The sequence below is a fragment of the Pseudomonas sp. Sample_21 genome, assembly GCF_004307525.1.
GTDB lineage: Bacteria > Pseudomonadota > Gammaproteobacteria > Pseudomonadales > Pseudomonadaceae > Aquipseudomonas > Aquipseudomonas atacamensis.
The window spans coordinates 21331-45993 of the sequence record NZ_RCNZ01000078.1 but is presented as its reverse complement, the minus strand read 5'-3'; the positions used below and the strand labels follow the sequence as shown (position 1 = coordinate 45993).

General features: G+C 60.4%; 20 protein-coding genes. 10 read left to right on the top strand and 10 right to left on the bottom strand.

Annotated elements, in window-relative coordinates; genetic code table 11:
- The first annotated feature begins 278 nt into the window (after nucleotides 1–278).
- On the top strand, nucleotides 279–2888 hold the full coding sequence (gene acnB / locus D8U71_RS13850) for a bifunctional aconitate hydratase 2/2-methylisocitrate dehydratase (RefSeq protein WP_024013276.1): 2610 nt from the start codon (nucleotides 279–281) through the stop codon (nucleotides 2886–2888).
- A gap of 190 nt (nucleotides 2889–3078) precedes the next feature.
- Here the strand turns inward: acnB and D8U71_RS13845 are convergent, their stop codons facing one another.
- The 3 genes from D8U71_RS13845 to D8U71_RS13840 all read right to left on the bottom strand — a co-directional run bounded on the left by D8U71_RS13845 (nucleotide 3079) and on the right by D8U71_RS13840 (nucleotide 5028).
- Complete coding sequence (locus tag D8U71_RS13845; protein WP_024013278.1) at nucleotides 3079–4359, bottom strand: HAAAP family serine/threonine permease; 1281 nt, start codon at nucleotides 4357–4359, stop codon at nucleotides 3079–3081.
- 251 nt (nucleotides 4360–4610) lie between these two features.
- Complete coding sequence (locus D8U71_RS28380; RefSeq protein ID WP_016775119.1) at nucleotides 4611–4781, bottom strand: hypothetical protein; 171 nt, start codon at nucleotides 4779–4781, stop codon at nucleotides 4611–4613.
- Nucleotides 4782–4833: 52 nt separating this feature from the next.
- Nucleotides 4834–5028, bottom strand: a complete 195-nt coding sequence (locus tag D8U71_RS13840; RefSeq protein ID WP_130887971.1) for a hypothetical protein — start codon at nucleotides 5026–5028, stop codon at nucleotides 4834–4836.
- A 227-nt stretch (nucleotides 5029–5255) separates the two neighbouring features.
- Between D8U71_RS13840 and D8U71_RS13835 the strand changes: the two genes are divergently transcribed.
- The 4 genes from D8U71_RS13835 (at nucleotide 5256) to D8U71_RS13820 (ending at nucleotide 8800) form a co-directional block, all read left to right on the top strand.
- Nucleotides 5256–5639: a tautomerase family protein gene (locus tag D8U71_RS13835; protein ID WP_123442224.1), complete on the top strand. Its 384-nt coding sequence runs from the start codon at nucleotides 5256–5258 to the stop codon at nucleotides 5637–5639.
- A 156-nt stretch (nucleotides 5640–5795) separates the two neighbouring features.
- Entirely contained in the window at nucleotides 5796–6764 is a 969-nt protein-coding gene (locus D8U71_RS13830; RefSeq protein WP_125926941.1) for a 2-hydroxyacid dehydrogenase, read from the top strand.
- 163 nt (nucleotides 6765–6927) lie between these two features.
- Nucleotides 6928–7995 (top strand): phosphotransferase family protein, encoded by a 1068-nt coding sequence (locus D8U71_RS13825; RefSeq protein ID WP_122698659.1) that lies wholly within the window; start codon nucleotides 6928–6930, stop codon nucleotides 7993–7995.
- A gap of 37 nt (nucleotides 7996–8032) precedes the next feature.
- Entirely contained in the window at nucleotides 8033–8800 is a 768-nt protein-coding gene (locus D8U71_RS13820; protein WP_024013283.1) for an SDR family oxidoreductase, read from the top strand.
- A gap of 995 nt (nucleotides 8801–9795) precedes the next feature.
- On the opposite strand, the gene D8U71_RS13810 is transcribed toward D8U71_RS13820, so the two are convergent.
- From D8U71_RS13810 to D8U71_RS13790, 4 genes are all read right to left on the bottom strand, one after another.
- Nucleotides 9796–10053, bottom strand: a complete 258-nt coding sequence (locus D8U71_RS13810) for a DUF1652 domain-containing protein (RefSeq protein ID WP_123442222.1) — start codon at nucleotides 10051–10053, stop codon at nucleotides 9796–9798.
- 140 nt (nucleotides 10054–10193) lie between these two features.
- On the bottom strand, nucleotides 10194–11690 hold the full coding sequence (locus tag D8U71_RS13805; RefSeq protein ID WP_016775127.1) for a helix-turn-helix transcriptional regulator: 1497 nt from the start codon (nucleotides 11688–11690) through the stop codon (nucleotides 10194–10196).
- A gap of 201 nt (nucleotides 11691–11891) precedes the next feature.
- A complete protein-coding gene (locus D8U71_RS13795; protein WP_125926939.1) occupies nucleotides 11892–13175 on the bottom strand; it encodes a Zn-dependent hydrolase in 1284 nt (427 codons plus the stop codon).
- A 136-nt stretch (nucleotides 13176–13311) separates the two neighbouring features.
- Nucleotides 13312–14796: an NCS1 family nucleobase:cation symporter-1 gene (locus D8U71_RS13790; protein WP_125926938.1), complete on the bottom strand. Its 1485-nt coding sequence runs from the start codon at nucleotides 14794–14796 to the stop codon at nucleotides 13312–13314.
- Nucleotides 14797–15420: 624 nt separating this feature from the next.
- Between D8U71_RS13790 and hydA the strand changes: the two genes are divergently transcribed.
- From hydA to preA, 3 genes are all read left to right on the top strand, one after another.
- Entirely contained in the window at nucleotides 15421–16860 is a 1440-nt protein-coding gene (hydA, locus tag D8U71_RS13785; protein WP_122698661.1) for a dihydropyrimidinase, read from the top strand.
- Between the two features lie 164 nt (nucleotides 16861–17024).
- A complete protein-coding gene (locus D8U71_RS13780; protein WP_130887970.1) occupies nucleotides 17025–18392 on the top strand; it encodes an NAD(P)-dependent oxidoreductase in 1368 nt (455 codons plus the stop codon).
- Entirely contained in the window at nucleotides 18393–19667 is a 1275-nt protein-coding gene (preA, locus tag D8U71_RS13775) for an NAD-dependent dihydropyrimidine dehydrogenase subunit PreA (protein ID WP_125926936.1), read from the top strand. It begins immediately after the preceding gene.
- A 202-nt stretch (nucleotides 19668–19869) separates the two neighbouring features.
- Here the strand turns inward: preA and D8U71_RS13770 are convergent, their stop codons facing one another.
- The gene (locus tag D8U71_RS13770; RefSeq protein ID WP_024013291.1) at nucleotides 19870–20490 is read right to left on the bottom strand and encodes a TetR/AcrR family transcriptional regulator; all 621 of its coding nucleotides are present in this window, start codon (nucleotides 20488–20490) and stop codon (nucleotides 19870–19872) included.
- A gap of 90 nt (nucleotides 20491–20580) precedes the next feature.
- Nucleotides 20581–21603, bottom strand: coding sequence for a hypothetical protein (locus D8U71_RS13765; protein ID WP_125926935.1), 1023 nt, complete (start codon nucleotides 21601–21603; stop codon nucleotides 20581–20583).
- A gap of 280 nt (nucleotides 21604–21883) precedes the next feature.
- On the opposite strand from D8U71_RS13765, the gene D8U71_RS13760 reads away from it, so the two are divergent.
- Entirely contained in the window at nucleotides 21884–22165 is a 282-nt protein-coding gene (locus D8U71_RS13760; protein WP_125926934.1) for a hypothetical protein, read from the top strand.
- 51 nt (nucleotides 22166–22216) lie between these two features.
- On the opposite strand, the gene D8U71_RS13755 is transcribed toward D8U71_RS13760, so the two are convergent.
- Nucleotides 22217–22423 carry a hypothetical protein gene (locus tag D8U71_RS13755; protein WP_016775135.1) on the bottom strand — a complete coding sequence of 69 codons (207 nt, stop codon included), beginning with the start codon at nucleotides 22421–22423 and terminating at the stop codon, nucleotides 22217–22219.
- Between the two features lie 244 nt (nucleotides 22424–22667).
- Between D8U71_RS13755 and D8U71_RS13750 the strand changes: the two genes are divergently transcribed.
- Complete coding sequence (locus tag D8U71_RS13750) at nucleotides 22668–24422, top strand: L-lactate permease (protein WP_056789178.1); 1755 nt, start codon at nucleotides 22668–22670, stop codon at nucleotides 24420–24422.
- Nucleotides 24423–24663: the final 241 nt, after the last annotated feature.

The window sequence follows — 24663 nt, the reverse complement described above, 5'->3', positions numbered from 1 at the left end:
AGGCGCCAATGTCCGTTAGAAGCTGTTTTCAAAGCGTCACGAGCACAGTCGTTCCTTCAGAGCGGTGTTGGCGAAGGGTTTTTCCAGCGGGGAAAAGCCCAACGCCAACCCTCATCAGCTCCCCGTTCTGCAGGCGTAAAACTTTGAAAGCAGCTTCTGTAAGGAATTGCCGGTAATTCTGGCCGAACGACCCACAACGTCGTGAGGCGCATGAGTACGGCAATTTCGGGATGAGCGTCCCGGACACCCATTTGGGACCACTGATGAGGGTAATAACTGTGCTTGAAGCCTACCGCAAACATATCGAAGAGCGTGCAGCCCTGGGTATCGTTCCCCAGCCGCTTAACGCCGAACAAACAGCAGGCCTGATCGAGCTGCTGAAGAACCCTCCGGCTGGCGAAGAAGCTTTCCTCGTTGACCTGATCACCAATCGCGTACCACCTGGAGTGGACGAAGCCGCCTACGTCAAGGCCGGTTTCCTGTCTGCCCTGGCCAAGGGCGAAGCCACCTCCCCTCTGCTGGACAAGAAACGCGCTGTAGAACTGCTCGGCACCATGCAGGGCGGCTACAACATCGTCACCCTCGTTGAACTGCTGGACGACGCCGAGCTGGCGCCAGTCGCCGCCGAAGAACTCAAGCACACCCTGCTGATGTTCGATGCCTTCCACGACGTCGCTGAAAAAGCCAAGAACGGCAACGTTCACGCCAAGGCCGTGCTGCAATCCTGGGCTGACGGCGAGTGGTTCAAGAAGCGCCCGGTCCTGGCCGACAAGATCAGCCTGCGCGTATTCAAGGTCACCGGCGAAACCAACACCGACGACCTCTCCCCTGCGCCAGACGCCTGGTCGCGTCCTGACATTCCGCTGCACGCCTTGGCCATGCTGAAAATGGCCCGTGACGGCATCGTTCCGGACGAGCAAGGCAAGACCGGCCCGATGAAGCAGATCGAAGAAATGCGCGGCCAGGGCTTCCCGATCGCCTACGTCGGTGACGTGGTCGGTACCGGTTCCTCGCGTAAATCGGCCACCAACTCGGTGCTGTGGTTCTTCGGCGACGACATCCCGTACGTGCCGAACAAGCGCGCTGGCGGTTTCTGCTTCGGCAGCAAGATCGCTCCGATCTTCTACAACACCATGGAAGATGCCGGCGCCCTGCCGATCGAGTTCGACGTGTCGAACATGAACATGGGCGACGTGATCGACCTGTACCCGCACGCTGGCAAAGTCTGCAAGCACGGTACCGACGAAGTCATCACCACTTTCGAAATGAAAACCCCGGTGCTGCTGGACGAAGTCCGTGCCGGCGGTCGTATCCCGCTGATCATCGGCCGTGGCCTGACCGAGAAGGCTCGCGCCGAACTGGGTCTGCCAGCGTTCGATCTGTTCAAAAAGCCTGAAGCTCCAGCTGAAAGCACCAAGGGTTTCACCCTGGCGCAGAAAATGGTCGGCAAGGCCTGCGGTCTGGCAGAAGGCCAGGGCGTGCGTCCTGGCACCTACTGCGAACCGAAGATGACCACCGTGGGTTCTCAGGACACCACAGGTCCCATGACCCGTGACGAACTGAAAGACCTGGCGTGCCTGGGCTTCTCCGCTGATCTGGTGATGCAGTCGTTCTGCCACACCGCGGCCTATCCAAAGCCGATCGACGTGACCACCCACCACACCCTGCCTGACTTCATCATGACCCGCGGCGGCGTTTCCCTGCGTCCGGGTGACGGCATCATCCACTCGTGGCTGAACCGCATGCTGCTGCCGGACACCGTCGGTACCGGTGGTGACTCGCACACCCGTTTCCCGATGGGCATCTCGTTCCCGGCCGGTTCCGGTCTGGTCGCGTTCGCTGCAGCCACTGGTGTAATGCCACTGGACATGCCGGAATCGATCCTGGTGCGCTTCAAGGGCAAGATGAAACCTGGCATCACCCTGCGTGACCTGGTTCATGCCATTCCGTACTTCGCTATCCAGAACGGTCTGCTGACCGTCGAGAAGAAAGGCAAGAAAAACGCCTTCTCCGGCCGCATCCTGGAAATCGAAGGCCTGGAAGGTCTGACCCTGGAGCAGGCGTTCGAACTGTCCGACGCCTCGGCCGAACGTTCGGCTGCCGGTTGCACCATCAAGCTGTCGAAAGAGTCGATCACCGAGTACCTGCAGTCCAACATCACCCTGCTGCGCTGGATGATCGGCGAAGGCTACGGCGATGCGCGTACCCTGGAACGTCGTGCTCAAGCGATGGAAGCCTGGATCGCCAATCCTGAGCTGATGGAAGCCGATGCCGACGCCGAATACGCCGAAGTCATCGAAATCGATCTGGCCGAGATCAACGAGCCTGTGCTCTGCGCGCCGAACGATCCGGACGACGCCCGTCTGCTGTCCAGCGTTGCTGGCGAGAAGATCGACGAAGTGTTCATCGGTTCGTGCATGACCAACATTGGTCACTTCCGCGCTGCCGGTAAACTGCTGGATCAGGTCAAGGGTCAGCTGCCAACCCGTCTGTGGCTGTCGCCGCCGACCAAGATGGACGCTCACCAACTGACCGAAGAAGGCTACTACGGCATCTACGGCAAGGCTGGCGCACGCATGGAAATGCCAGGCTGCTCGCTGTGCATGGGTAACCAGGCTCGCGTTGAGCCGAACAGCACCGTGGTCTCCACGTCGACCCGTAACTTCCCGAACCGTCTGGGCGACGGCGCGAACGTCTACCTGGCCTCGGCCGAGCTGGCGTCCGTTGCTTCGATCCTGGGTCGCCTGCCGACCGTCGAGGAGTACATGGAATACGCTGGCAAGATCGACAGCATGGCGGCCGATGTCTACCGCTACCTGTCCTTCGACCAGATCGCCGAGTTCCGTGAAGCTGCTGCGAACGCCAAGATACCGGTCGTTCAAGCCTAACGCTGCAAGGCAATAAAAAACGCCGCCCATCGTGAGATGAGCGGCGTTTTTTTATGCTGATCGTTCTGATCGTTCCCACGCTCCGCGTGGGAATGCAGCCCCGGACGCTCTGCGTCCCCAAGCGTGACGCAGAGCGTCACAAGAGGCATTCCCACGCAGAGCGTGGGAACGATCAGTCATCAGTGACAGGTCAGACAGCCAACTTGTAAACCAGCGCCGAAATCGCCACCAGTCCCACCGCGGTAACAAACACGTTCGACGCCTGACCGCGATAGCGCGCCATCGCTGGCACCTTGCGAATCGCGTACATGGGCATCAGGAACAGGATTGCCGCAATCACCGGCCCACCGACGGTTTCGATCATGCCCAGGATGCTCGGATCAAGCGTTGCGACGATCCAGCAGATCACCAGCATGAACGCCGCCACGATGCGATCCAGCGCCTTGGCGCCCGGACGTCTGCCGCTCTTGACGATCAGGCCCTTGAGGCCTTCGCTGGCCCCGATGTAATGACCGAGGAACGACTTGGAGATCGCCACAAACGCAATCAACGGCGCCGCAAACTCGATGGTCGGGTTGCTGAAGTGGTTGGCCAGGTACGACAGGATCGAAAGATTCTGCTCTTTCGCCTCAGCCAGTTGCTCCGGCGACAGGGTCAGCACGCAACTGAATACGAAGAACAGCACCAAAATGACCATCAATGCATGAGCGCGCGCGAGGATCTGTGAGCTGCGCTCGTCGGCGTGCACACCGTAACGACGCTTCTGGTCCATCGCGAACGCCGAGATGATCGGCGAATGGTTGAACGAGAACACCATCACCGTAATCGCCAGCCACAGCGTGTGCAGCAGCGCTGACGGCGCCGGCACTTGCGACGCGGTGGCGAGGATGCCGCCATTCCAGTGCGGAATCAGGTACACGGCAAGGAACAGCAGCGCAACGATGAACGGATAGACCATCAGGCTCATGGCTTTGACGATCGCCTGCTCACCGCAACGTACCACGGCCAGCAGCCCGAGAATCAGCACGAACGACAGCAACGCGCGCGGCGGCGGCGTGATGTGCAGTTGGTGTTCGAGGAAACTGGCGACCGTGTTGGTCAGGCCGACACTGTAGATCAACAGGATCGGGAAGATGGCAAAGAAGTACAGCAGCGTGATCAAGGCACCGGCCTTGATACCGAAATGCTGCTCGACCACTTCGGTAATATCGGCACCTTCGCGACCGGACAGCACAAAACGGGTCAGGCCACGGTGCGCGTAAAACGTCATCGGGAAGGCCAGCAGCGCGAGGATCACCAGCGGCCAAAAGCCCCCCAGCCCTGCGTTGATCGGCAAAAACAGGGTGCCGGCGCCAATGGCCGTCCCAAACAGTCCCAGCATCCAGGTGGTGTCCTGGCGATTCCAGCTCGAAAGTTCAGCGGGTGCTGCTGCGTCGAAGCGCTTTTCGAGGCTATTGGCCTGATCATTCATCCGGTCGGATCTCCGCATTCCGGTCACTTGCCACTCGGTCAGGACGCGTCGGAAAAAACCGACAGACATGCTCCGGCCGAAACAGGGGCGCGATTCTCCGTGATAAATCAATGCAAGCAAAGACTTAGCTGAGGAATGGTTGTGCGGAGCAGACCGATGGGGAGTCGTTTTCGGAATGCTTTTTGCCGTTTCCAGCTACGCTGCATGTCGTTTTCTGGCAGTTTTTCCGGCACCGTGCGCAGCCGGAACGATCAGATCAATCGAGCGACCAGAAAGCCAAACGACATGCAAAGCAAGGCAAGACTCAGCAATGCGAGGATCGGAACGATGTCGCCTCGCTGCTTGAGGCGTAACCTTTCTACGTACTCGTCGTGCTCTCGATCGGAACGGTCAATCATGGCTTGGCGGTCGAACGTACTCATGGTGATTTCCTTTTTCGCGGGTAACGGGTTGGATAGAGCGAAACGCGCACATTCATAACTTGAGCGAAAGGCCGATGAAGGCCGCTGTCGCGGTCAACATTCCGGCCACTACCGCAACCGGGTAGAAATAGGTTTCCCATTTCATCTTTTTTTCTTCCGCCACAAGTTTTTTCCTCTCGGCCACAAGCTTGCGTATTTCATTGATCAGCTTGTCCAGTTCGAGGTTTTCCCGATCGTTTTGAAGCATTCGCCTTCCCTGGCTGGTGGCAGCTATCGCGCAAGCTGCTCTGAGGCGTGATGATTTCGCATCCATACGGGTGTTGACCAGCAGACGCATCTGCCATTCCCGTAGGCAAAATCCGCGAGTCACGTAAGCCTCCTCATACACGGTATTTGCAATATTCCAGACCAATTACCTGCCAGAACCCTGCCCTTGATCTAGCGTGTGAGAAGCCATAACCCAAGGAGCCTCCCATGCCACTGGTCCGCGTCGACATCCAGCAAAACCCCGACCCCACTTTTGCCAGGCGCATCGGCGAACAGATCTACGCCGCCCTGCGCAGCTGTATCGATGTGCCCGAGCACGACAACTTCCAGATTCTCAACGAGCATGACGCCCAGCATTTCGTTTATGACCCGCAATACCTCGGCATCCAGCGCAGCGACGGCGTGGTGTTCATCCAGATCACCATCAGCGAAGGGCGCAGCGTGGAAAAGAAACAATTGCTGTTCAAAACCATTGCCGAGAGCCTGCATGCGCAACTGGGTATTCGTCTGGAGGATGTGTTCATCAATCTGCTGGAGGTAAAGAAAGAGAACTGGTCGTTCGGTAATGGTGTTGCGCAATACGTCAGCTGATGGGGCGTGCGCCATGCCTGCGTACTTGCTTGTTCCACGAACCCGTCCAGAATCAAAGCACCACTGCTTGAATGCAACGATTGCCAAGCCGCTGCGGATTCAGCACTCTGAGTCGACTTTCGCGACCCACCCGCCGCCAATCACAGGAGCCGCGCAATGCCCGCAACCGTTCTGGTACTGGTTGAAACGATCAATGACTATCTGCCGATTCTTGAGCATCAGGGATTCCACCTGATCCTTGCACCAACGCCAGCCGAACGCGCGCAAGCCATCGCCACCCATGGCAGTCGCGTCGACGCCGTGCTGACTCGTGGCCCGCTGGGCCTGACTGCGCAAGAGATCAGCGCCCTGCCCGCCCTGAAAATCATCACGGTGATCGGCGCCGGTTATGAACAGGTCGACCTGCAAGCGGCCAGCGACCGCGGGATCACCGTCACCAATGGCGCCGGTGTCAACGCCTCGTCAGTGGCCGATCATGCGATGGCATTGCTGCTGGCATTGGTCCGCGACATCCCGCGCTGCGATGCCGCCGTGCGCCGCGGTGAATGGCCGAAAATCATGCGCCCGTCGCTGGCCGGCAAGCGTCTGGGCATCCTCGGGCTGGGCGCCGTGGGCATGGCGATTGCCAAGCGTGCGGAGCTGGGTTTCGACATGCAGATCAGCTACCACAACCGCCAGGTGCGCAGCGACGTCGCTTATGCGTTCTGCTCGACACCGACCGATCTGGCGCGAGCTTCGGACTTTCTGGTCGTTGCCACGCCTGGTGGCATTGCTACTCAACATCTGGTGACGCGAGCCGTGCTCGATGCCCTCGGCCCCAAGGGATTTATCGTCAACATCGCCCGCGCCAGCGTTATCGCAACGGCAGACCTGATCACTGCACTCGAACAACGTCGTATCGCCGGCGCAGCGCTGGACGTGTTCGATCACGAACCGGAAGTGCCTGATGCCCTGAAACACCTCAGCAACGTTGTGCTGACCCCACACGTCGCCGGGCTTTCCCCTGAAGCCACGCAAGGCACTGTCGAACTGGTCGGCAAAAACCTGATGGCGTTTTTCTCCGGGCAACCGGTGCTGACGCCTGTCGCCCTGCCACCGAAACTGAGCAACCAGCGCGTGCATTAAGGCGCGCAGGATCCTCGGTCTGCGCCGCTGCTCGCCCCATTCTCAAAGTTGATTATCCAGCAACACGCTAACCTATAAGACCGACCCGCGCTTGTGAGCACCCGAGCGCGCCATTAGATTAGCCAATGATGTCTGGCCTCCAAAATAAGCAGAAGGGATAAGCATGGCGCTTACTGACCAGTCCACCCGGATCCGCGCGGGCGAAGAACTCGATGCCAGCCTGATCGATCCGTACCTCAAGGCGCACATTCCCGGCCTGACCGGCACTCCGCAGATCAGCCAGTTTCCCGGCGGCGCGTCGAACCTGACCTACCTGCTGGAATACCCTGAGCAAGAATTCGTTCTGCGCCGTCCGCCGTTCGGCCACAAGGCCAAATCCGCCCACGACATGGGCCGTGAGTTCCGCATTCTCAACCAACTGCGCGACGGCTTTCCGTATTGCCCGAAAGCGTATGTGCACTGCACCGACGAATCGGTGATTGGCGCCGAGTTCTATGTGATGGAACGGGTCAAGGGCATCATCCTGCGCGCCGAACTGCCGCCGGAACTGGGCCTTGATTCGGCGAAAACCGAAGCGCTTTGCAAAAGCTTCATCGACCGCTTCGTCGAACTGCATCGGGTTGATTACAACGCCTGCGGCCTCGGCGACCTGGGCAAGCCCGAAGGCTACGTCGCGCGGCAGATCAAGGGCTGGAGCGAGCGCTACGAAAAAGCCCTGACCCCGGACGCGCCGCACTGGGAAGCAGTCAAAGCCTGGCTCAACGACAAGATGCCGGCCGACCACCCGACCTCAAGCATCGTCCACAACGACTATCGCTTCGACAACGTCATCCTCGACCCGGCCAATCCGATGCAGATCATCGGCGTGCTCGACTGGGAACTGACCACCCTCGGCGACCCGCTGATGGATCTGGGCAACACCCTCGCCTACTGGATCGAAGCCGGCGACCCGGCACCGGTGCAACTGATGCGCCGCCAGCCAAGCCACGCACCGGGCATGCTGACCCGCCGCGAATTCGTCGACTACTACGCCGAGCGCTCGGGCATCCGCATCGACAATTTCGACTTCTACTACACCTACGGCCTGTTCCGCCTGGCCGGCATCGTGCAGCAGATCTACTACCGCTTCTACCATGGCCAGACGCAGGACAAACGCTTCGCGCAGTTCATTCACATGAACAAACTGCTGGAGCAGATGAGCCTGCAGGTCATCCAGAAATCCAGCCTCTGATCCGGGCCAATAACAAGACTTCCAACAAGGGAAACCCATGTCCAAGACTCAGTTGTTCGACCTCGACGGCAAAATCGCTTTCGTCTCCGGTGCCAGCCGTGGCATCGGTGAAGCCATCGCCAAACTGCTGGCCCAGCAAGGCGCCCATGTGATCGTCTCGAGCCGCAAGCTCGAAGGCTGCCAACACGTCGCCGACGCCATCACCGCCGCCGGCGGCAAGGCAACAGCCGTGGCCTGCCACATCGGTGAGATGGAGCAGATCAGCCAGGTCTTCGCCGGGATCAAGGAACAATTCGGCCGCCTCGACATCCTGGTCAACAACGCCGCGACCAACCCGCAATTCTGCAACGTACTCGACACCGATCTGGGCGCGTTCCAGAAGACCGTCGATGTGAACATTCGTGGCTATTTCTTCATGTCGGTCGAAGCCGGCAAGCTGATGCGCGAAAACGGTGGCGGCAGCATCATCAACGTCGCCTCGATCAACGGCATCTCCCCGGGTATCTTCCAGGGCATCTATTCGGTGACCAAAGCGGCGGTCATCAACATGACCAAAGTCTTCGCCAAGGAATGCGCGCAATTCGGCATCCGCTGCAACGCCCTGCTCCCCGGCCTGACCGACACCAAATTCGCCTCGGCGCTGGTCAAGAACGATGCGATTCTGAAACAGGCACTGACGCAGATCCCGCTCAAACGCGTAGCCGACCCAAGCGAAATGGCCGGCGCAGTGTTGTACCTGGCCAGCGATGCGTCGAGCTACACCACCGGCGTGGCGCTGAATGTGGATGGCGGATTCCTGTCCTGATTTCCAGGGCAAATTGCTAACCCGTGTGGGAGCGAGCCTGCTCGCGAAAGCGTTGGGTCAGTCAGCTGTGTTTTGACTGATACCACGCATTCGCGAGCAGGCTCGCTCCCACAGGTTCACTGCTGGGTTCCAGGCCTCGTGCAATCGAGGAATCGCGAGTCTTATTGGGTTATGCACCGGGTAGTGGTGATGTGGCGCGTCACCTGCCCATCGACATACATATCCCCGGCAACCTCAGTATTCTCCAGCACCTCACACCGACGTTCCGGCGGAGGCGGCGGCGCGACAGGCGCAGGCGGTGGAGGACTGGAACAACCGGCCAACAACACTGCAAGAAAAGCCAACGGTAATACGCGTTTCCCAGGATTATTCATAGGACGACCCGCGGTAATGAGAGACAAACTCCCGCAACCCAACCGGCCGCGGAAGACCTGACCACTCATTCTTTATAGCTGAGCACCTTGTTAGCGCCAGTGGATTGGGGAGATTGGCTGGGATTGGCTGTCGGTTTTGCGGGGATTTTCCGGCAGAGGGCTGGATTGAGATCATTGTTGTCGGCGAGGGCCTCATCGCGAGCAGGCTCACTCCCACAGAAAAGCAAAATCAAATAAGCAAGCCACCCCACCACCCAACACGATGAGCGTTAGCTCGAGTACCGCTTTTTGATCTTGATTCACAGGCGACGTCGGAAGGCTGAGTGGAGGGATTGATCCGGGCGTGGGAGCGCAGCGACCGTACGACGCAGTCGTACACAGCGGAAGGAGGTGCAGCGAAGCAAACCGTAGCCGCTGCGCCCGGATCAGTCCCGGAGCGAAGGAACCCGAGCCTGCGAGGGCCGAACGCAGGAGCAAGCCTTTTCGGTTACCTTTTCCGCGTTTGGAAAAGGTGACTCGCCGTAAGGGCGAAACCGCCAGCCGCAACACCCGCAGAAACGGATATACACCCACCCCCCCCAGAGCATGGCCGGCCCAAAGGTCGCCAAGACCAAAGCGCGCTTAAGCCAAATCCGGATCCCGCGAAGAACGCAAGGAATTGCTCTCAAGCTCATACCGCAACTCCCCCACCAACGCCTCGACCGCCCCAGGCGTACGCAGCGAAGCCAGATCCAGCCCGCTGATCACCAGATCCACCTGCCCCGAATCCCGGTGATACAACTTGACCGTCAGCGAATGATCACCATCCACCGAACACTCACAAGCCAGCGGCGCAAAACTGTGCTCGAGCCGAGCGCGCAACTGCGCAAGATTCATCATTGACGTTGTTCCTATGACTGTTTCAAAAGGGGCACGATCGCAAACCCGAAATGGTCTACACCGCACCCCACCAGCCTAAGAACACAACGCCTTGGCCAATACATGAATTTGCACCCTTGTAACTAGTGCATTTGCACCCCTCAACGCTGGCCCTTGGTGCCCCACTCTCCCGAAAACAAACCGCGCTCCCGAGCCCAGACGATCGCCTCGCTGCGGCTATGCACATCGATTTTCGAGTACACAGTGGCAACATGATTGCGCACGGTATTGGGCGCCAGTTTCAACCGCGCGGCGATCTCCTTGTCCGCCAGTCCTTCACAGATCAAGCCCAGCACATCGCGCTCACGGGCCGTCAGGTCAGTGAAAGAGGCACTTGGCAGCTGCGGCGAGTTGATCTTCTTCACGTTGGCCAGCTTTTCGATCAGCGTCCGGCTGAACCACGACGCATCCTTCATCACCTCTTCAATCGCCGCGACCAGCTCAAGTTCAGTGCGCTTGCGCTCGGTCATGTCCATCAGCACCAGCAAATAGCAGGACGTGTCGTGAATGTTCACGGTGTCGGCCGAGACCGCACATTCCAGCAACTCCTCGTCCTTCTTGCGCACCGGCACATCGACCCGATCCACCCGACCGTTCTTCGCCAACGCCGACAATAACCGGGTGCGCGCGCCGTCATCGTGGATGAAGCTCAATTGCGTCACGGTTTTGCCGAGTACGTCATCGCTGTCATAGGCCAGGGTATCGAGGAATGCCTGGTTGACGTCGATGACCTCCTGCTTTTCAGCGGTGCAGATCAGAATCGGCACCGGAGTCAGACGAAAAGCCTTGGCAAAGCGCTCCTCGCTCTGACGCAAGGCCACTTCGACCCGGCGCCGAGGCTCCATGTCGACGAAGGAGAACAGCATGCAATTCTCGTCATTGAGCAGCAACGGCTGACCGGCAACGATCACCTGTTTACTGCCACCGTCGGGAAGGCGCAGTTCCGCCTGCATTTGCGGAATGGTCGCGACATCGCGCAAGCGCTGAACAGCCAGATCGCGCTGATCGGCCTGCTCGAAGATATCGATTTCGTAAGCCGAGGTGCCGATCACCTGATCGCGGGTATAGCCGGTCATTTCCAGAAAGCCCGGGTTGACCTTGATGTAGCGCAAATCGCTGAGACGACAGATCACTGCCGGCGCGGGGTTGGCGTTGAAGGTTTTTTCGAAACGCTGCTCGGCGTTGGCCCAGTCGGTAACGTCGCTCATGATCAGCACCAGCGACTCGGGCTGGCCGACGCGGTCGGTCAGCACCATGCTGCGCACGCTGTGCACCCAGACCCGCTCCGGGTCGTCCACGGACGAGACTTCGATCAGCACATCATTGAACGCCTCGCAGCGGGCGACACGGCTGATCGGGTAGTTGTCCGGCGGCAAAACATGATTGTTGCGATAGCGCAGCGTAAAGCGTTTGGCGTACTCGTCGGCGTTGCTGCCCAGATCACCGATGGTGCTGACACCGTGCATGGTCAGCGCCGCTTCGTTGGCCCAGAGAATGCTTTTGTCGAGTTCCAGCAGAATCACCCCGTCCGACAGCCCGGCGATGATCTGCTGCAACTGGCGACGGTTGGTTTCGGTGGTCAGGACTTCCTGGCTCATTGGATCTCCACACTGTGATGCGGCTAGGTGAAGAGTACGACCGCAGCGGCTCGGGATCGTGCCACGGCCTCAAAATCGCCAGAAATCCCCTGTGGGAGCGAGCCTGCTCGCGAAAGCGCAGTGTCAGATAGGCCATTCGGTGCCTGACCCGGCGCATTCGCGAGCAGGCTCGCTTCCACAGGTTTGCTTGGTGTGTTTACCTTAGGCGGCACGCTCGCTGGCCGCCACCATCGCCGAAGCCGCGAGCATCGCCCTTAGCAACACCGCGCACCCCGCCGCCAGATCATCCGGCGCTGCATTTTCGATTTCGTTGTGGCTGATCCCACCCTCGCATGGCACAAAAATCATTCCCGCCGGGCCTAACTCGGCGAGGAAAATCGCGTCATGCCCGGCGCCACTGACAATGTCCATGTGCGACAGACCCAGCCCTTTCGCGGCGCCGCGCACCGCCTCTACACAGCCCTTTTCGAAGTACAGCGGCGGGAAGTCGGCGGTCGGGGTCAGTTCATAGGTGAGGCCGTGCTCTTCGCAGGTCGCCTCGATCACTTGCTTCACCTCAGCAATCATCGAATCCAGCCGCGCCGGCTCCAGATGCCGGAAGTCGAGGGTCATGCGCACTTCGCCGGGGATCACGTTGCGCGAGCCGGGATAGGCTTGCAGGCAGCCGACCGTGCCGCAGGCGTGGGGCTGATGACCGAGGGCGGCGCGGTTGACGGCGCCGACGATCACCGAAGCGCCGACCAGGGCATCCTTGCGCAGGTGCATCGGCGTCGGGCCGGCGTGGGCTTCGACGCCGCGCAATTTCAGGTCGAACCACTTCTGCCCGAGCGCGCCGAGTACCACACCGATGGTTTTCTCTTCGTCCTCGAGGATCGGGCCTTGCTCGATGTGCGCTTCGAAATAGGCGCCGACTGCATGCCCGCTGACCTTGCGCGGGCCGGCGTAGCCGATGGCATTCAGCGCTTCGCCGACGGTGACACCGTCGGCGTCGACCTTGGCGAGAGTCTCTTCGAGGGTGAATTTCTCGGCGAAGACCCCGGAGCCCATCATGCACGGGGCGAAGCGTGAGCCCTCTTCGTTGGTCCAGACCACCACTTCCAGCGGCGCTTCGGTTTCCACGCCGAGGTCGTTGAGGGTGCGCAGCACTTCGACGCCGGCGAGCACGCCGAAGCAACCGTCGAACTTGCCACCGGTGGGTTGAGTGTCGATGTGGCTGCCGGTCATCACCGGCGGCAGGTTCGGGTTGCGCCCGGCGCGCCGGGCGAAAATGTTGCCCACGGCATCGACCGTGACGCTGCAACCGGCGTCCTTGCACCACTGCACGAACAGGTCGCGGGCCTGGCGGTCGAGGTCGGTCAGGGCCAGGCGACAGACGCCGCCCTTGACCGTGGCACCGAGTCTGGCCAGTTCCATGAGCGAGGCCCAGAGGCGATCGCGGTTGATGTGCTGATGGGTGGATTGCAGAACGTCTACGGCTGCGTTCATGGGGATCTCCTCAATGCTGATGCCGATAGTGCCCATGCTCTGCGTGGGCATTCATCCATGGACGCTCTGCGTCCGCTGTTGGGACGCGGAGCGTCCCGGGCTGCATTCCCACGCAGAGCGTGGGAACGATCATGTGTTACACCGCTGTTTTCACGGCAGAAGGCTGCGCCCGCATTACACACAACCCGTAATAAATCACTCCGCCCAACGCCGAGCCGGTGAACCAGCCATAGCTGTAGAACCAGCTGAACGCGTCGCTGCCCAGCGACAGCAAGGTCAGCGCCACCGGCACGCCAAAGGCGAGAAAACCCGCCCAGTTCCAAGCCGGATACACGTCATCGCGGTACAGCCCGGCGAGGTCCAGTCGCTGTTTCTTGATCAGGAAATAATCCACCACCATGATCCCGGCGATCGGCCCGAGCAGGCTTGAGTAGCCCAGCAGCCAGTTCGAATACACGGTTTCCAGGCTGATGTCGGAAACGATCAGGCCAAGCTTTTTCAGCAGTTCATGGCCCATCAGCACCAGCCCGACCAGACCGGTGAGCAACACCGCTTTGGTGCGGTTGATCACCTTCGGTGCGATGTTCTGGAAGTCATTGGTTGGCGAGACGATATTGGCGGCGGTGTTGGTCGACAGTGTGGCAACGATGATCAGCGCCATGGCCACAGCGACCCACACTGGGCTCTGGATATGGCCGATCAGCGTGACCGGGTCGGACACGGTGACGCCGACCATTTTCACCGATGCGGCGGTCATCACCACGCCCAGCGCGGCGAAGAGGAACATGGTCAGCGGCAGGCCGAAAATCTGCCCGAGGATCTGATCCTTCTGGCTCTTGGCGTAGCGACTGAAGTCGGGAATGTTCAGCGACAGCGTGGCCCAGAACCCGACCATTGCCGTCAGCCCTGCCGCGAAGTAACTCACCACGCTGGCGCCTTCCGGACGCTTGGGCGGGATCGCCAGCAACTCAGTCATCGACACATTGGGCATCGCCCACACCAGCAGGCCAATGCCCACCGCCACCAGCAACGGCGCCGACAAGGTTTCCAGCCATTTGATCGACTCGGCACCGCGAATCACCACCCACAGATTCAGCGCCCAGAACACCATGAAACCGATCACCTCGCCGGTGCCGCCGAGGGATTTCCAGCCCTCGAACACCGAGCCGAGAAACAGGTGAATCGCCAGTCCGCCGAACATGGTCTGGATGCCGAACCAGCCACACGCCACCAACGCGCGGATCAGGCACGGCACGTTGGAACCGAGAATGCCGAACGACGAGCGCAGCAGCACCGGAAACGGAATGCCGTACTTGGTGCCGGGGAAAGCATTGAGGGTCAGTGGAATCAACACGATGACGTTGGCAAACAGAATCGCCAACAGCGCTTCGCCGACGCTCAAGCCGAAATAAGCGGTGAGCACGCCGCCGAGAGTGTAGGTCGGCACGCAAATCGACATGCCGACCCACAGCGCGGTGATGTGCCATTTGTTCCAAGTGCGTTCGCGCACCTTGGTCGGTGCCATGTCGTGGTTGTAACGGGGACTGTCGAGGACGTCGCTGCCGGCTTCGAGCTCGTACAAGCCGTCGCGCTCGGTCACTTGTGATCTGGTCTGTTGCATGGCCGCTCCACTGTTCTTCTGATTATTTTTTGCTCATCAGGCGGCTGGCGCATACGACGCCAGCCGGACGATGGCCGGAGGAACTGACAACTTTCATGCACCGGCCATGGTGTCAGCGGCGGCATCAATAAACGTGCCGGTTCTCGCGCTTAACGCTTGGGCGGTGCACTGGATGCTTTGCAACTTTCTGATATTTATCAGTTTTAATTGAATATTCGATGAGTCCGGGAAAACTTGTCTGAACGCTCAGGCTAAACGTCGGGCAAGTTGTCCGAAGTGTCAGGACTCAAACTGGTGCACTGCATTTATTTTTGTCGGTGAACCCGCAACCGCAGCACAACTTCAAGCGGCTGATTTCACATAGGAAATCTTGCTCATATTTCCATCCTGTCAAGTGCGTCAAAATGGTGAACGGCCTCACCATTTTGGTGATTTATCGTTTTTATCTTTATTTATCAATAGCTTGAAACAGCTATAAGCTTATAAAAAATATTCTTGATCATTCTTGAAATCGCGACTAGTTTCTATTCCTGACAGCGATGACAGGAATACGAACTTCGCCGCTGTACCTCAATAAAACATTTAGAACCGGCACAAGTCGGTCATGCCTGCGAGGAATCCGGAATGTCTCTGTTGATCCGTGGCGCCACCGTTGTTACCCATGATGAAAGTTACCGCGCCGACGTCTATTGCGCTGACGGCGTGATCAAAGCCATTGGTGAAAATCTCGACATTCCCGCCGGCGCAGAAATGCTCGACGGTAGTGGCCAGTACCTGATGCCAGGCGGCATCGATCCGCATACGCATATGCAACTGCCGTTCATGGGCACCGTTGCCAGCGAGGATTTCTACAGCGGCACCGCTGCCGGCCTGGCCGGCGGCACTACCTCGATCATCGACTTCGTTATTCCCAATCCGCAGCAATCGCTGATGGAAGCGTTTCATCAGTGGCGCGGCTGGGCGCAAAAGTCTGCGTCGGACTATGGCTTCCACGTCGCGATCACTTGGTGGAGCGAGCAGGTGCGCGAGGAAATGGCCGAGCTGGTCAGCCACCACGGCATCAACAGCTTCAAGCATTTCATGGCCTACAAGAACGCGATCATGGCCGCCGACGACACTCTGGTGGCGAGTTTCGAGCGCTGTCTGGAACTCGGTGCGGTGCCGACCGTGCACGCGGAAAATGGCGAGCTGGTCTATCACCTGCAACGCAAGCTGATGGCCCAGGGCATTACCGGGCCGGAGGCGCATCCGCTGTCGCGACCTTCGCAGGTCGAAGGTGAAGCCGCGAGCCGGGCGATCCGTATCGCCGAAACCATCGGAACGCCGTTGTACCTGGTGCACGTTTCCACCAAGGAAGCCCTCGACGAAATCACCTATGCCCGCAGCAAGGGCCAGCCGGTTTACGGCGAGGTGCTGGCCGGGCACTTGCTGCTCGACGACAGCGTCTATCAACACCCGGACTGGCAAACCGCCGCCGGCTACGTGATGAGCCCGCCGTTCCGTCCACGCGGCCATCAGGAGGCGCTGTGGCACGGGCTGCAGAACGGCAATCTGCACACCACCGCCACCGACCATTGCTGCTTCTGCGCCGAGCAGAAAGCCGCCGGCCGCGACGACTTCAGCAAGATTCCCAACGGCACCGCCGGTATCGAAGACCGCATGGCGGTGCTGTGGGATGAAGGCGTCAACTCCGGACGATTGTCGATGCAGGATTTCGTTGCGCTGACCTCCACCAACACCGCGAAGATATTCAATCTCTATCCACGCAAAGGTGCGATCCGCGTGGGCGCCGACGCCGATCTGGTGCTGTGGGATCCGCAAGGCACACGGACCATTTCCGCCAAGACCCACCATCAGCAGGTGGACTTCAACATCTTCGAAGGCAAGACCGTGCGCGGCGTGCCGAGCCACACCGTCAGCCAGGGCCGCGTGGTCTGGGCCGATGGCGACCTGCGCGCCGAACGCGGCGCCGGACGCTACATCGAACGGCCGGCCTACCCGGCGGTGTTTGATTTGTTGAGCAAGCGGGCGGAGTTGCATAAACCGACTGCCGTTAAACGCTGACCCCTAGTGATCGCTCCCATGCTCTGCGTGGGAATGCAGCCCGGGACGCTCTGCGTCCCATTGGAACGCAGAGCGTCCCTTGAGGCATTCCCACGCAGAGCATGGGAACGATCAACCACTGCCCACCAGAGGCAGCACCTCAATTAGCCATGAGGCCATAAACCGTGATCGAGACCCTGAACCACCTTCCCCACCCGCACGAAAGCGCGGCCGCCCTCGCCGGCCATTTCACTGATCTGGCGCCGCCGCTCAATTCACGGCAGGCGCATCTGGAAGCCTCGCGCTGCCTGTATTGCTACGACGCGCCTTGCGTCAATGCATGCCCCAGCGAAATCGACATCCCGTCATTCATCCGCAACATCCATCAGGACAACGTCCAAGGCGCGGCGCAGAAAATCCTTTCGGCAAACATCCTCGGCGGCAGTTGCGCGCGGGTCTGTCCGACGGAAATCCTCTGCCAGCAGGCCTGCGTGCGCAACAACGCGCAGGAATGTGCGCCGGTGCTGATTGGTCTGCTGCAACGTTATGCCGTGGACAACGCACATTTCGCCGAACATCCGTTCCAGCGCGCCCCGGCCACAGGCAAACGTATCGCCGTGGTCGGCGCCGGGCCGGCCGGGTTGTCCTGCGCCCATCGCAGCGCGATGCACGGGCATGACGTGGTGATTTTCGAAGCACGGGAAAAGGCCGGCGGGCTCAACGAGTACGGCATTGCCAAGTACAAACTGGTCGATGACTACGCGCAGAAGGAGCTGGACTTTCTCCTGCAGATTGGCGGGATAGAAATCCGCCACGGCCAGAAACTCGGTGCAAATCTTACTCTCAGCGAACTGCATCAGCAGTTTGACGCGGTATTCCTCGGCCTCGGCCTGAATGCCAGCAAGCAACTCGGTCTGGCCCACGAAGACGCGCCGGGCCTGCTCGCCGCCACCGACTACATCCGCGAACTGCGCCAGGCCGATGACCTCACGCAACTGCCCTTGGCTGAACGCTGCATCGTTCTCGGCGCCGGCAACACGGCGATCGACATGGCCGTGCAAATGGCCCGCCTCGGCGCGCGCGACGTCAATCTGGTGTATCGCCGAGGTGCCGCAGACATGGGCGCCACCCACCATGAGCAGGACATCGCCAAAGCCAATCAGGTGCGATTGCTGACCTGGGCCCAGCCGGAGCAAGTGTTGCTCGATGATCAGGGCCGCGTGCGCGGCATGCGTTTCGCCCGCACCGATCTGGTTGAAGGGCGTCTGCAAACCACCGGAGAAACCTTCGAGCTGGCTGCCGATGCGATCTTCAAAGCGATCGGCCAGAGCTTCGATGACAGCACCCTTAGCGATCCGTTGGCGCGCGAGCTCAAACGTCAGGGCGAACGCATCGAGGTCGATGAACACCTGCGCACCAGCGTCCCCGGCGTGTATGCCGGCGGCGACTGCACCAGCCTCGATCAGGACCTTACCGTGCAAGCGGTGCAGCATGGCAAACGCGCCGCCGAGGCGATCAACGCTCAACTGATGCTCAACGTGGAGGCTGCGTAAATGGCCGATCTCTCGATAGTCTTCGCCGGTATCAAAGCGCCCAACCCGTTCTGGCTGGCCTCTGCGCCACCCACCGACAAGGCCTACAACGTGGTCCGCGCCTTCGAAGCGGGCTGGGGTGGCGTGGTCTGGAAAACCCTGGGTGAGGATCCGGCGGCGGTCAACGTTTCCTCGCGTTATTCGGCGCATTACGGCGCCAATCGCGAAGTGCTGGGCATCAACAACATCGAACTGATCACCGACCGCTCGCTGGAAATCAACCTGCGCGAAATCACCCAAGTGAAGAAGGATTGGCCGGATCGCGCGCTGATCGTGTCGCTGATGGTGCCGTGTGTCGAGGAATCGTGGAAACACATCCTGCCGCTGGTCGAGGCCACTGGCGCCGACGGCATCGAACTCAACTTCGGCTGCCCCCACGGCATGCCCGAACGCGGCATGGGCGCAGCGGTCGGCCAGGTGCCGGAGTATGTCGAGCAGGTGACGCGCTGGTGCAAGACGTACTGCTCGCTGCCGGTGATCGTCAAACTCACCCCGAACATCACCGACATCCGCGTCGCTGCCCGGGCGGCGCATCGTGGTGGCGCCGATGCGGTGTCGCTGATCAACACGATCAACTCGATCACCAGCGTCGACCTGGACCACATGGTCGCCCTGCCCACCGTCGGCAGCAAAAGCACTCACGGCGGTTATTGCGGTTCGGCGGTCAAGCCGATTGCGCTGAACATGGTCGCGGAAATTGCCCGTGACTCGCAGACCCAGGGCTTGCCGATCTGCGGCATTGGCGGCATCGGCAGCTGGCGCGACGCCGCTGAGTTCATGGCGCTGGGCAGCGGTGCGGTGCAGGTGTGCACGGCGGCGATGCTGCATGGTTTCCGCATTGTCGAAGAGATGAAGGATGGCCTGTCGCGGTGGATGGACAGCCAGGGTTACGCCAATATCGCCGAGTTTTCCGGGCGCGCCGTGGGTAACACCACGGATTGGAAGTACCTCGATATCAACTACCAGGTCATCGCAAAGATCGACCAGGAGGCGTGCATCGGTTGCGGGCGTTGCCACATCGCTTGTGAGGACACCTCACACCAGGCGATCGGCAGTCTGATACAGGCCGACGGTACGCATAAATATGAAGTGATCGATGAGGAATGTGTGGGCTGCAACCTGTGCCAGATCACCTGCCCCGTGGCCGACTGCATCGAGATGGTGCCGATGGACACGGGCAAGCCGTTTCTGGACTGGAATCATGATCCGCGCAACCCCTACCACGTCGCAGTCTGAAAAACCCCCTCACCCTAGCCCTCTCCCCAAGGGAGAGGGGACTGATTGGGGGATGCTGACAAACTTCGCCGACCTGAAAGAGTTGTTGTGAATCCATAATCGACACGGTCTTTCAGGTCGATGTACCTCTCAATACACCTCGGTCGGCCCCCTCTCCCTCTGGGAGAGGGCTGGGGTGAGGGTAAGCCCTTGATGGTGCTCTTCAAGGCTCCAGCCCGATCCCGCGCAAAATCACCCCCGTCACTGTCTGCACCGCCCGCTCGAACTGCATATCCGACAACGGCTGGTGATCATTGAGAATGTTCACCTGATGATCGAAGTCGGCGTAGTGCTGGGTCGACGCCCAGATCATGTACAGCAACCCCGACGGCTCCACCGGCAGAATCCGCTTGTCCTCGACCCACTGGCGAATCTTCGCCTCCTTCATCTTCGCCCAGTCATACAGGCTCGCATCCAGCGCCTCGCCCAGCGTCGGCGCGCCGTGGATGATCTCGTTGGCCCAGACTTTCGAGCCATAGGGCCGGCTGCGTGAGTGGTTCATCTTGGCGCGGATGTAACTGCTCAGCACCACGCGCGGGTCGTCGAACATCTCGAAGCACAGCGCGTCCTGCTTCCACACTTCCAGCAGATCGAACAGCACTGCGCTGTAGAGCTCGCTCTTGGTGCTGAAGTAGTAATGCAGATTGGAACGCGGCAACTGCACTTCGGCAGCGATGTCCGCCATGGCGGTGCTGCCGAAGCCTTTTTCGGCGAAAACCTTTTCCGCCGCCAGCAGGATTTTCTCGACGTTACTGCGGCGAATTTCGATCTTGTGATTGCCCATGTGGGCTCCCTGACAACAGCGTTGCGCAAGACTAGCATCCGCTCTGATCCGGGCGCGACCGCCGCCAACAAAACTTCGCAGGTACAAGCGCTATGGCACAGCGCTCACACCGATAGACGTTGGTTCACTCACGCCCAGATTACCTTCGACCTGCCCGGCCATGTGCAGCGTGCCGGCCATCACCCCCGTTGTCGGATTCTGCAGCAGCTTCTGCCAGGCCTTGTCGAAGGTGTTGCCGAGGCTGCTGCGGATCAGCGCTTCGCTGTCGGGGCGGTCGTTGGCCTGGATGATTGCGCGTATGCCGGCCACGCCGACCGAAATCATCGCCCCGGCGAGTTTACCCGCCGCTGCCGCCACCGCACTGGCGGCGCCGCGCGGGGCCATTTCTGCTTCGATGCGCTGGCTGGCGCGCTTGGCCACCGGGGCCATCGCCGCGTCGGTGGAGGAAATGCCCTTGGCGCCGCCGTCGGTGTGGATCTTGTCGATCAGTGCGGCGTACGCCGGGAGGGTGTTGAGCGGCTCGGTGCTGATGACTTTGAACAGCGACGCATCCCGCGCCGGCGGCGGGCCCAGGGCGATGGCCGGGATCTTCTGCAAGCGGCCGTTGAGCTGCGCAATCGGCACACCGTGACGCTGGGCGATGAGCGGCATCTGCTGCGCCATCAACTGCGCATAGAACGCCGTGGCCTGCGCCAGGATCGCATCCGGATCAATCTCCACGGCAACCGGCGCGAGGACCTTTTCCTGATATTGCTCAAGCAGATACGCCGCCAGCCGTTTCGCCGAAGCGTCCTGCTCGCCGCCGGCGCTGATCGTGTACCAACTGACCTTCATCGACAGCCATTCCTGGGTCCAGTAGCTGCTGAACCAGGGGATGAAAATTTCTTCAGTTTGCTGATAGACCCGAGTGCGCCAATGTTCCATCGAGCCACGGGCGAACAGCTTGACCTGCTCGGTGGCCTGCTGCGAAGCGCTGAGGATCTCGCGGTCGATCTGCTGCCAGGTTTGCGCCGACACCACCACCGCCTGCGGCGCACTCACCGGCGCCCGAGCCGAGGAGGCGCAGCCGGCCAGCAAAAGCAGTGCGGCAACGACCAGCGCGCGCGGGTTCACGGTGGCGGTGTCCTTTGGCTTGGGGAGGTGCAGGTTTGAGTATAGGCAGGTCAGTCGATTTCGATGCTGAGGGTTCCGGCCTCTTCGCGAGCAGGCTCGCTCCCACATTTGAAATGTGTTGCACCTGTGGGAGCGAGCCTGCTCGCGAAGGCGCCAACAGCAGCACCACAAACCTCAACCATCACCACCATCGATATCCACCATCGCCACGATTGCCTTCCGCCCTCCCATGATGAAAGGCACGATTGACTCATCCGAAACACAACGAGGCGTTCACACCATGATCCACACCCAAGTCACCCTCTCCGTGAGTTTCCCGGTGTTCGGCAGCAACTACTACCAACAGCACGTCGTGCCGCGCAAGGCGCAGACGCTGGTGTTCAACAAGGATTTCGACGATCTGCTGATGCCCGCCGCCAGCAACCATTTCAGCAATGAAGTGGTCGGCCTCAACGATCAGTTCCGTTTTCTGAGCGACATACTCGCCACCCATTTGCTCGATCACGAGGCCCCGGTGCCTGCGCGATCCCGCGTCCAGGCGAACGCTCGTTTTTTCAGCTGAAGGCTGATGCACAGAGGGCGTTCCTTTGACGGGAACGCCCTCTTCATTCAATCAGTCATCATCGCGATCACGGTGATAACGACGGCCATCGCGGCGGTCGTCATCGCGGTCGTCCCAGCGCCGGTCATGGTCGTAATAGCGGCCGTGGTCGCGGTCGTAGTGCCGGCCATGCCGGTGGTCATCATCAAAATCCGCAATACAGCCGCTGAGCAATACGGCGGCGGTCACAGTGAGCAGCATGGTTGTCGCTTGCTTCATTCAACACTTCCCTAAAACCCAAGGTCTTGACGACGGAAATCGCCACGCTGCCCGCGTCTTCGGGACGCAGTACGCGCAGCCGCAGATACGACCGGGCAAAAGCGCGTTGATTCACTGGCCACTATCGACCGTTTGTCGGCTCGTTCGTCGCAGCCGAACAGCGGCGTAACGCCACCTATACTGCTTGCAACCTACCCCCATGCAATGGATCTGCGCCCTCAATAACAATAAGCAGAGGTGGATCATGGTCTGGCAGCAAATCTACGACCCGTTCGGCAACCCGGTACTCTCCACGCTGATGGCCGCAGTGCCGGTGGTGGTGATGCTCGCGGCGCTGGCGTTCTTTCACGTCAAGGCGCATCTGGCGGCGTTGTTGGCGCTGGCGTCGGCCCTGCTGATCTCGATTTTTGCCTTCGACATGCCCGCGGGCATGGCCGGTTCGGCGGCGCTGTTCGGCGCGGCGAACGGCTTGCTGCCGATCGGCTGGATTGTGCTCAACATCATCTTCCTGCATCGCCTGACTACGGAGAATGGTTCGTTCAAAGTGCTGCAGGATTCCCTCGCGCGCATCACCGATGATCGACGTCTGCAATTGCTGCTGATCGCCTTCTGTTTCGGTGCGTTCTTCGAAGGCGCGGCAGGCTTTGGCACGCCGGTGGCGGTGACCGGTGCGATTCTGATCGGCCTGGGTTTTTCGCCATTGGCCGCATCGGGCCTGGCGCTGATCGCCAACACTGCGCCAGTGGCTTTCGGTGCGCTGGGCACGCCGATCATCACCCTGGCCAAAGTCACCGGGCTGGACGAGATGGAGCTGTCGATGATGGTCGGGCGGCAGTTGCCGTTCTTCTCGGTGCTGGTGCCGTTCTGGTTGATCTGGGCGTTTGCCGGGTGGCGCAAGATGCTCGAGGTGTGGCCGGCGATTCTGGTGGCTGGAGTGAGTTTCGCCATCCCGCAATTTCTCGTCTCGAACTATCACGGGCCGATGCTGGTGGACGTCATCGCCGCGCTGATTTCCATGGCCTGCCTGACGCTGTTCCTCAAGGTGTGGAAACCGGCAACCATCCACACCTCGGCAGCGCTGTCCGGGCGCGTCGACAACTCCAAGGTCGACGAAGAAACAGTCACCGCCAGCGCCGCGTTCAGCGATCAGGCGCGCCCGGCAGTGATGCGTGCGTGGATGCCGTGGATCATTCTCACGGTGTTCGTGTTTGCCTGGGGCACGCAGGGCTTCAAAAACATGTTCGATACGCGACCGGTGATCGACCCGGTCACGCAATCGGCCAAGCTCGACCCGCAAGGCAAACCGGTGCGCGAGGCCAATCCGATTTTCGCCCCGGCGGTGACCTTCACCGGTCTGCATCTGCAAATCGAGAAAGTACCGCCGGTTGTCGCGGCGCCGAAAGCCGAGGAAGCGATTTACAAGTTCACCTGGCTGACCGCGACCGGCAGCGGGATTTTGCTGGCGGCGATTGTTGGCGGTCTGCTGATGGGTTATTCGATCCCGCAACTGATCAAGCAGTACCTGCGCACGTTGTGGGTGGTGCGATTTTCGTTGATCACGATTGCGGCGATGCTCGCGCTGGGCTTCCTCACGCGCTATTCGGGGCTGGATGCGACCATGGGCCTGGCGTTCGCGGCGACGGGGATTTTCTATCCGATGTTCGGCACGCTGCTCGGCTGGCTGGGGGTGGCGCTGACCGGTTCCGATACCGCGTCAAACGTGCTGTTTGGCGGCTTGCAACGGGTGACCTCGGAACAGCTGGGTATCAGTCCGGTGCTGATGGCGGCAGCGAACAGTTCCGGTGGGGTGATGGGCAAGATGGTCGACGCGCAGTCGATCGTCGTCGCCTCCACCGCGACCCGTTGGTATGGGCATGAGGGCGAGATTCTGCGTTATGTGTTCTTCCACTCGATCGTGCTGGCGATCCTGGTCGGCGGGCTGGTGACGTTGCAGGCGTATGTCGCACCGTTTACCTCGATGGTGGTGGGTGGGCCATAACTGCAAAACACAACTCCACTGTGGGGCGAGCCTGCTCGCGAAGAGGTCGGCACATCCAGCAGCGGCTGGGTCTGACCCGACGCTTTCGCGAGCAGGCTCGCTCCCACGGGTCTATTGATGAGCTGCGCACATAACTCTTTAGCGCAAATCCGACAAAACCTTTTCCCTCCCGCTGCGGTCACTCCTTTTACGAGACTGGCATGCATGCCGGCGCGCCCGTTTGGGCCTTTTGCAATCCTGC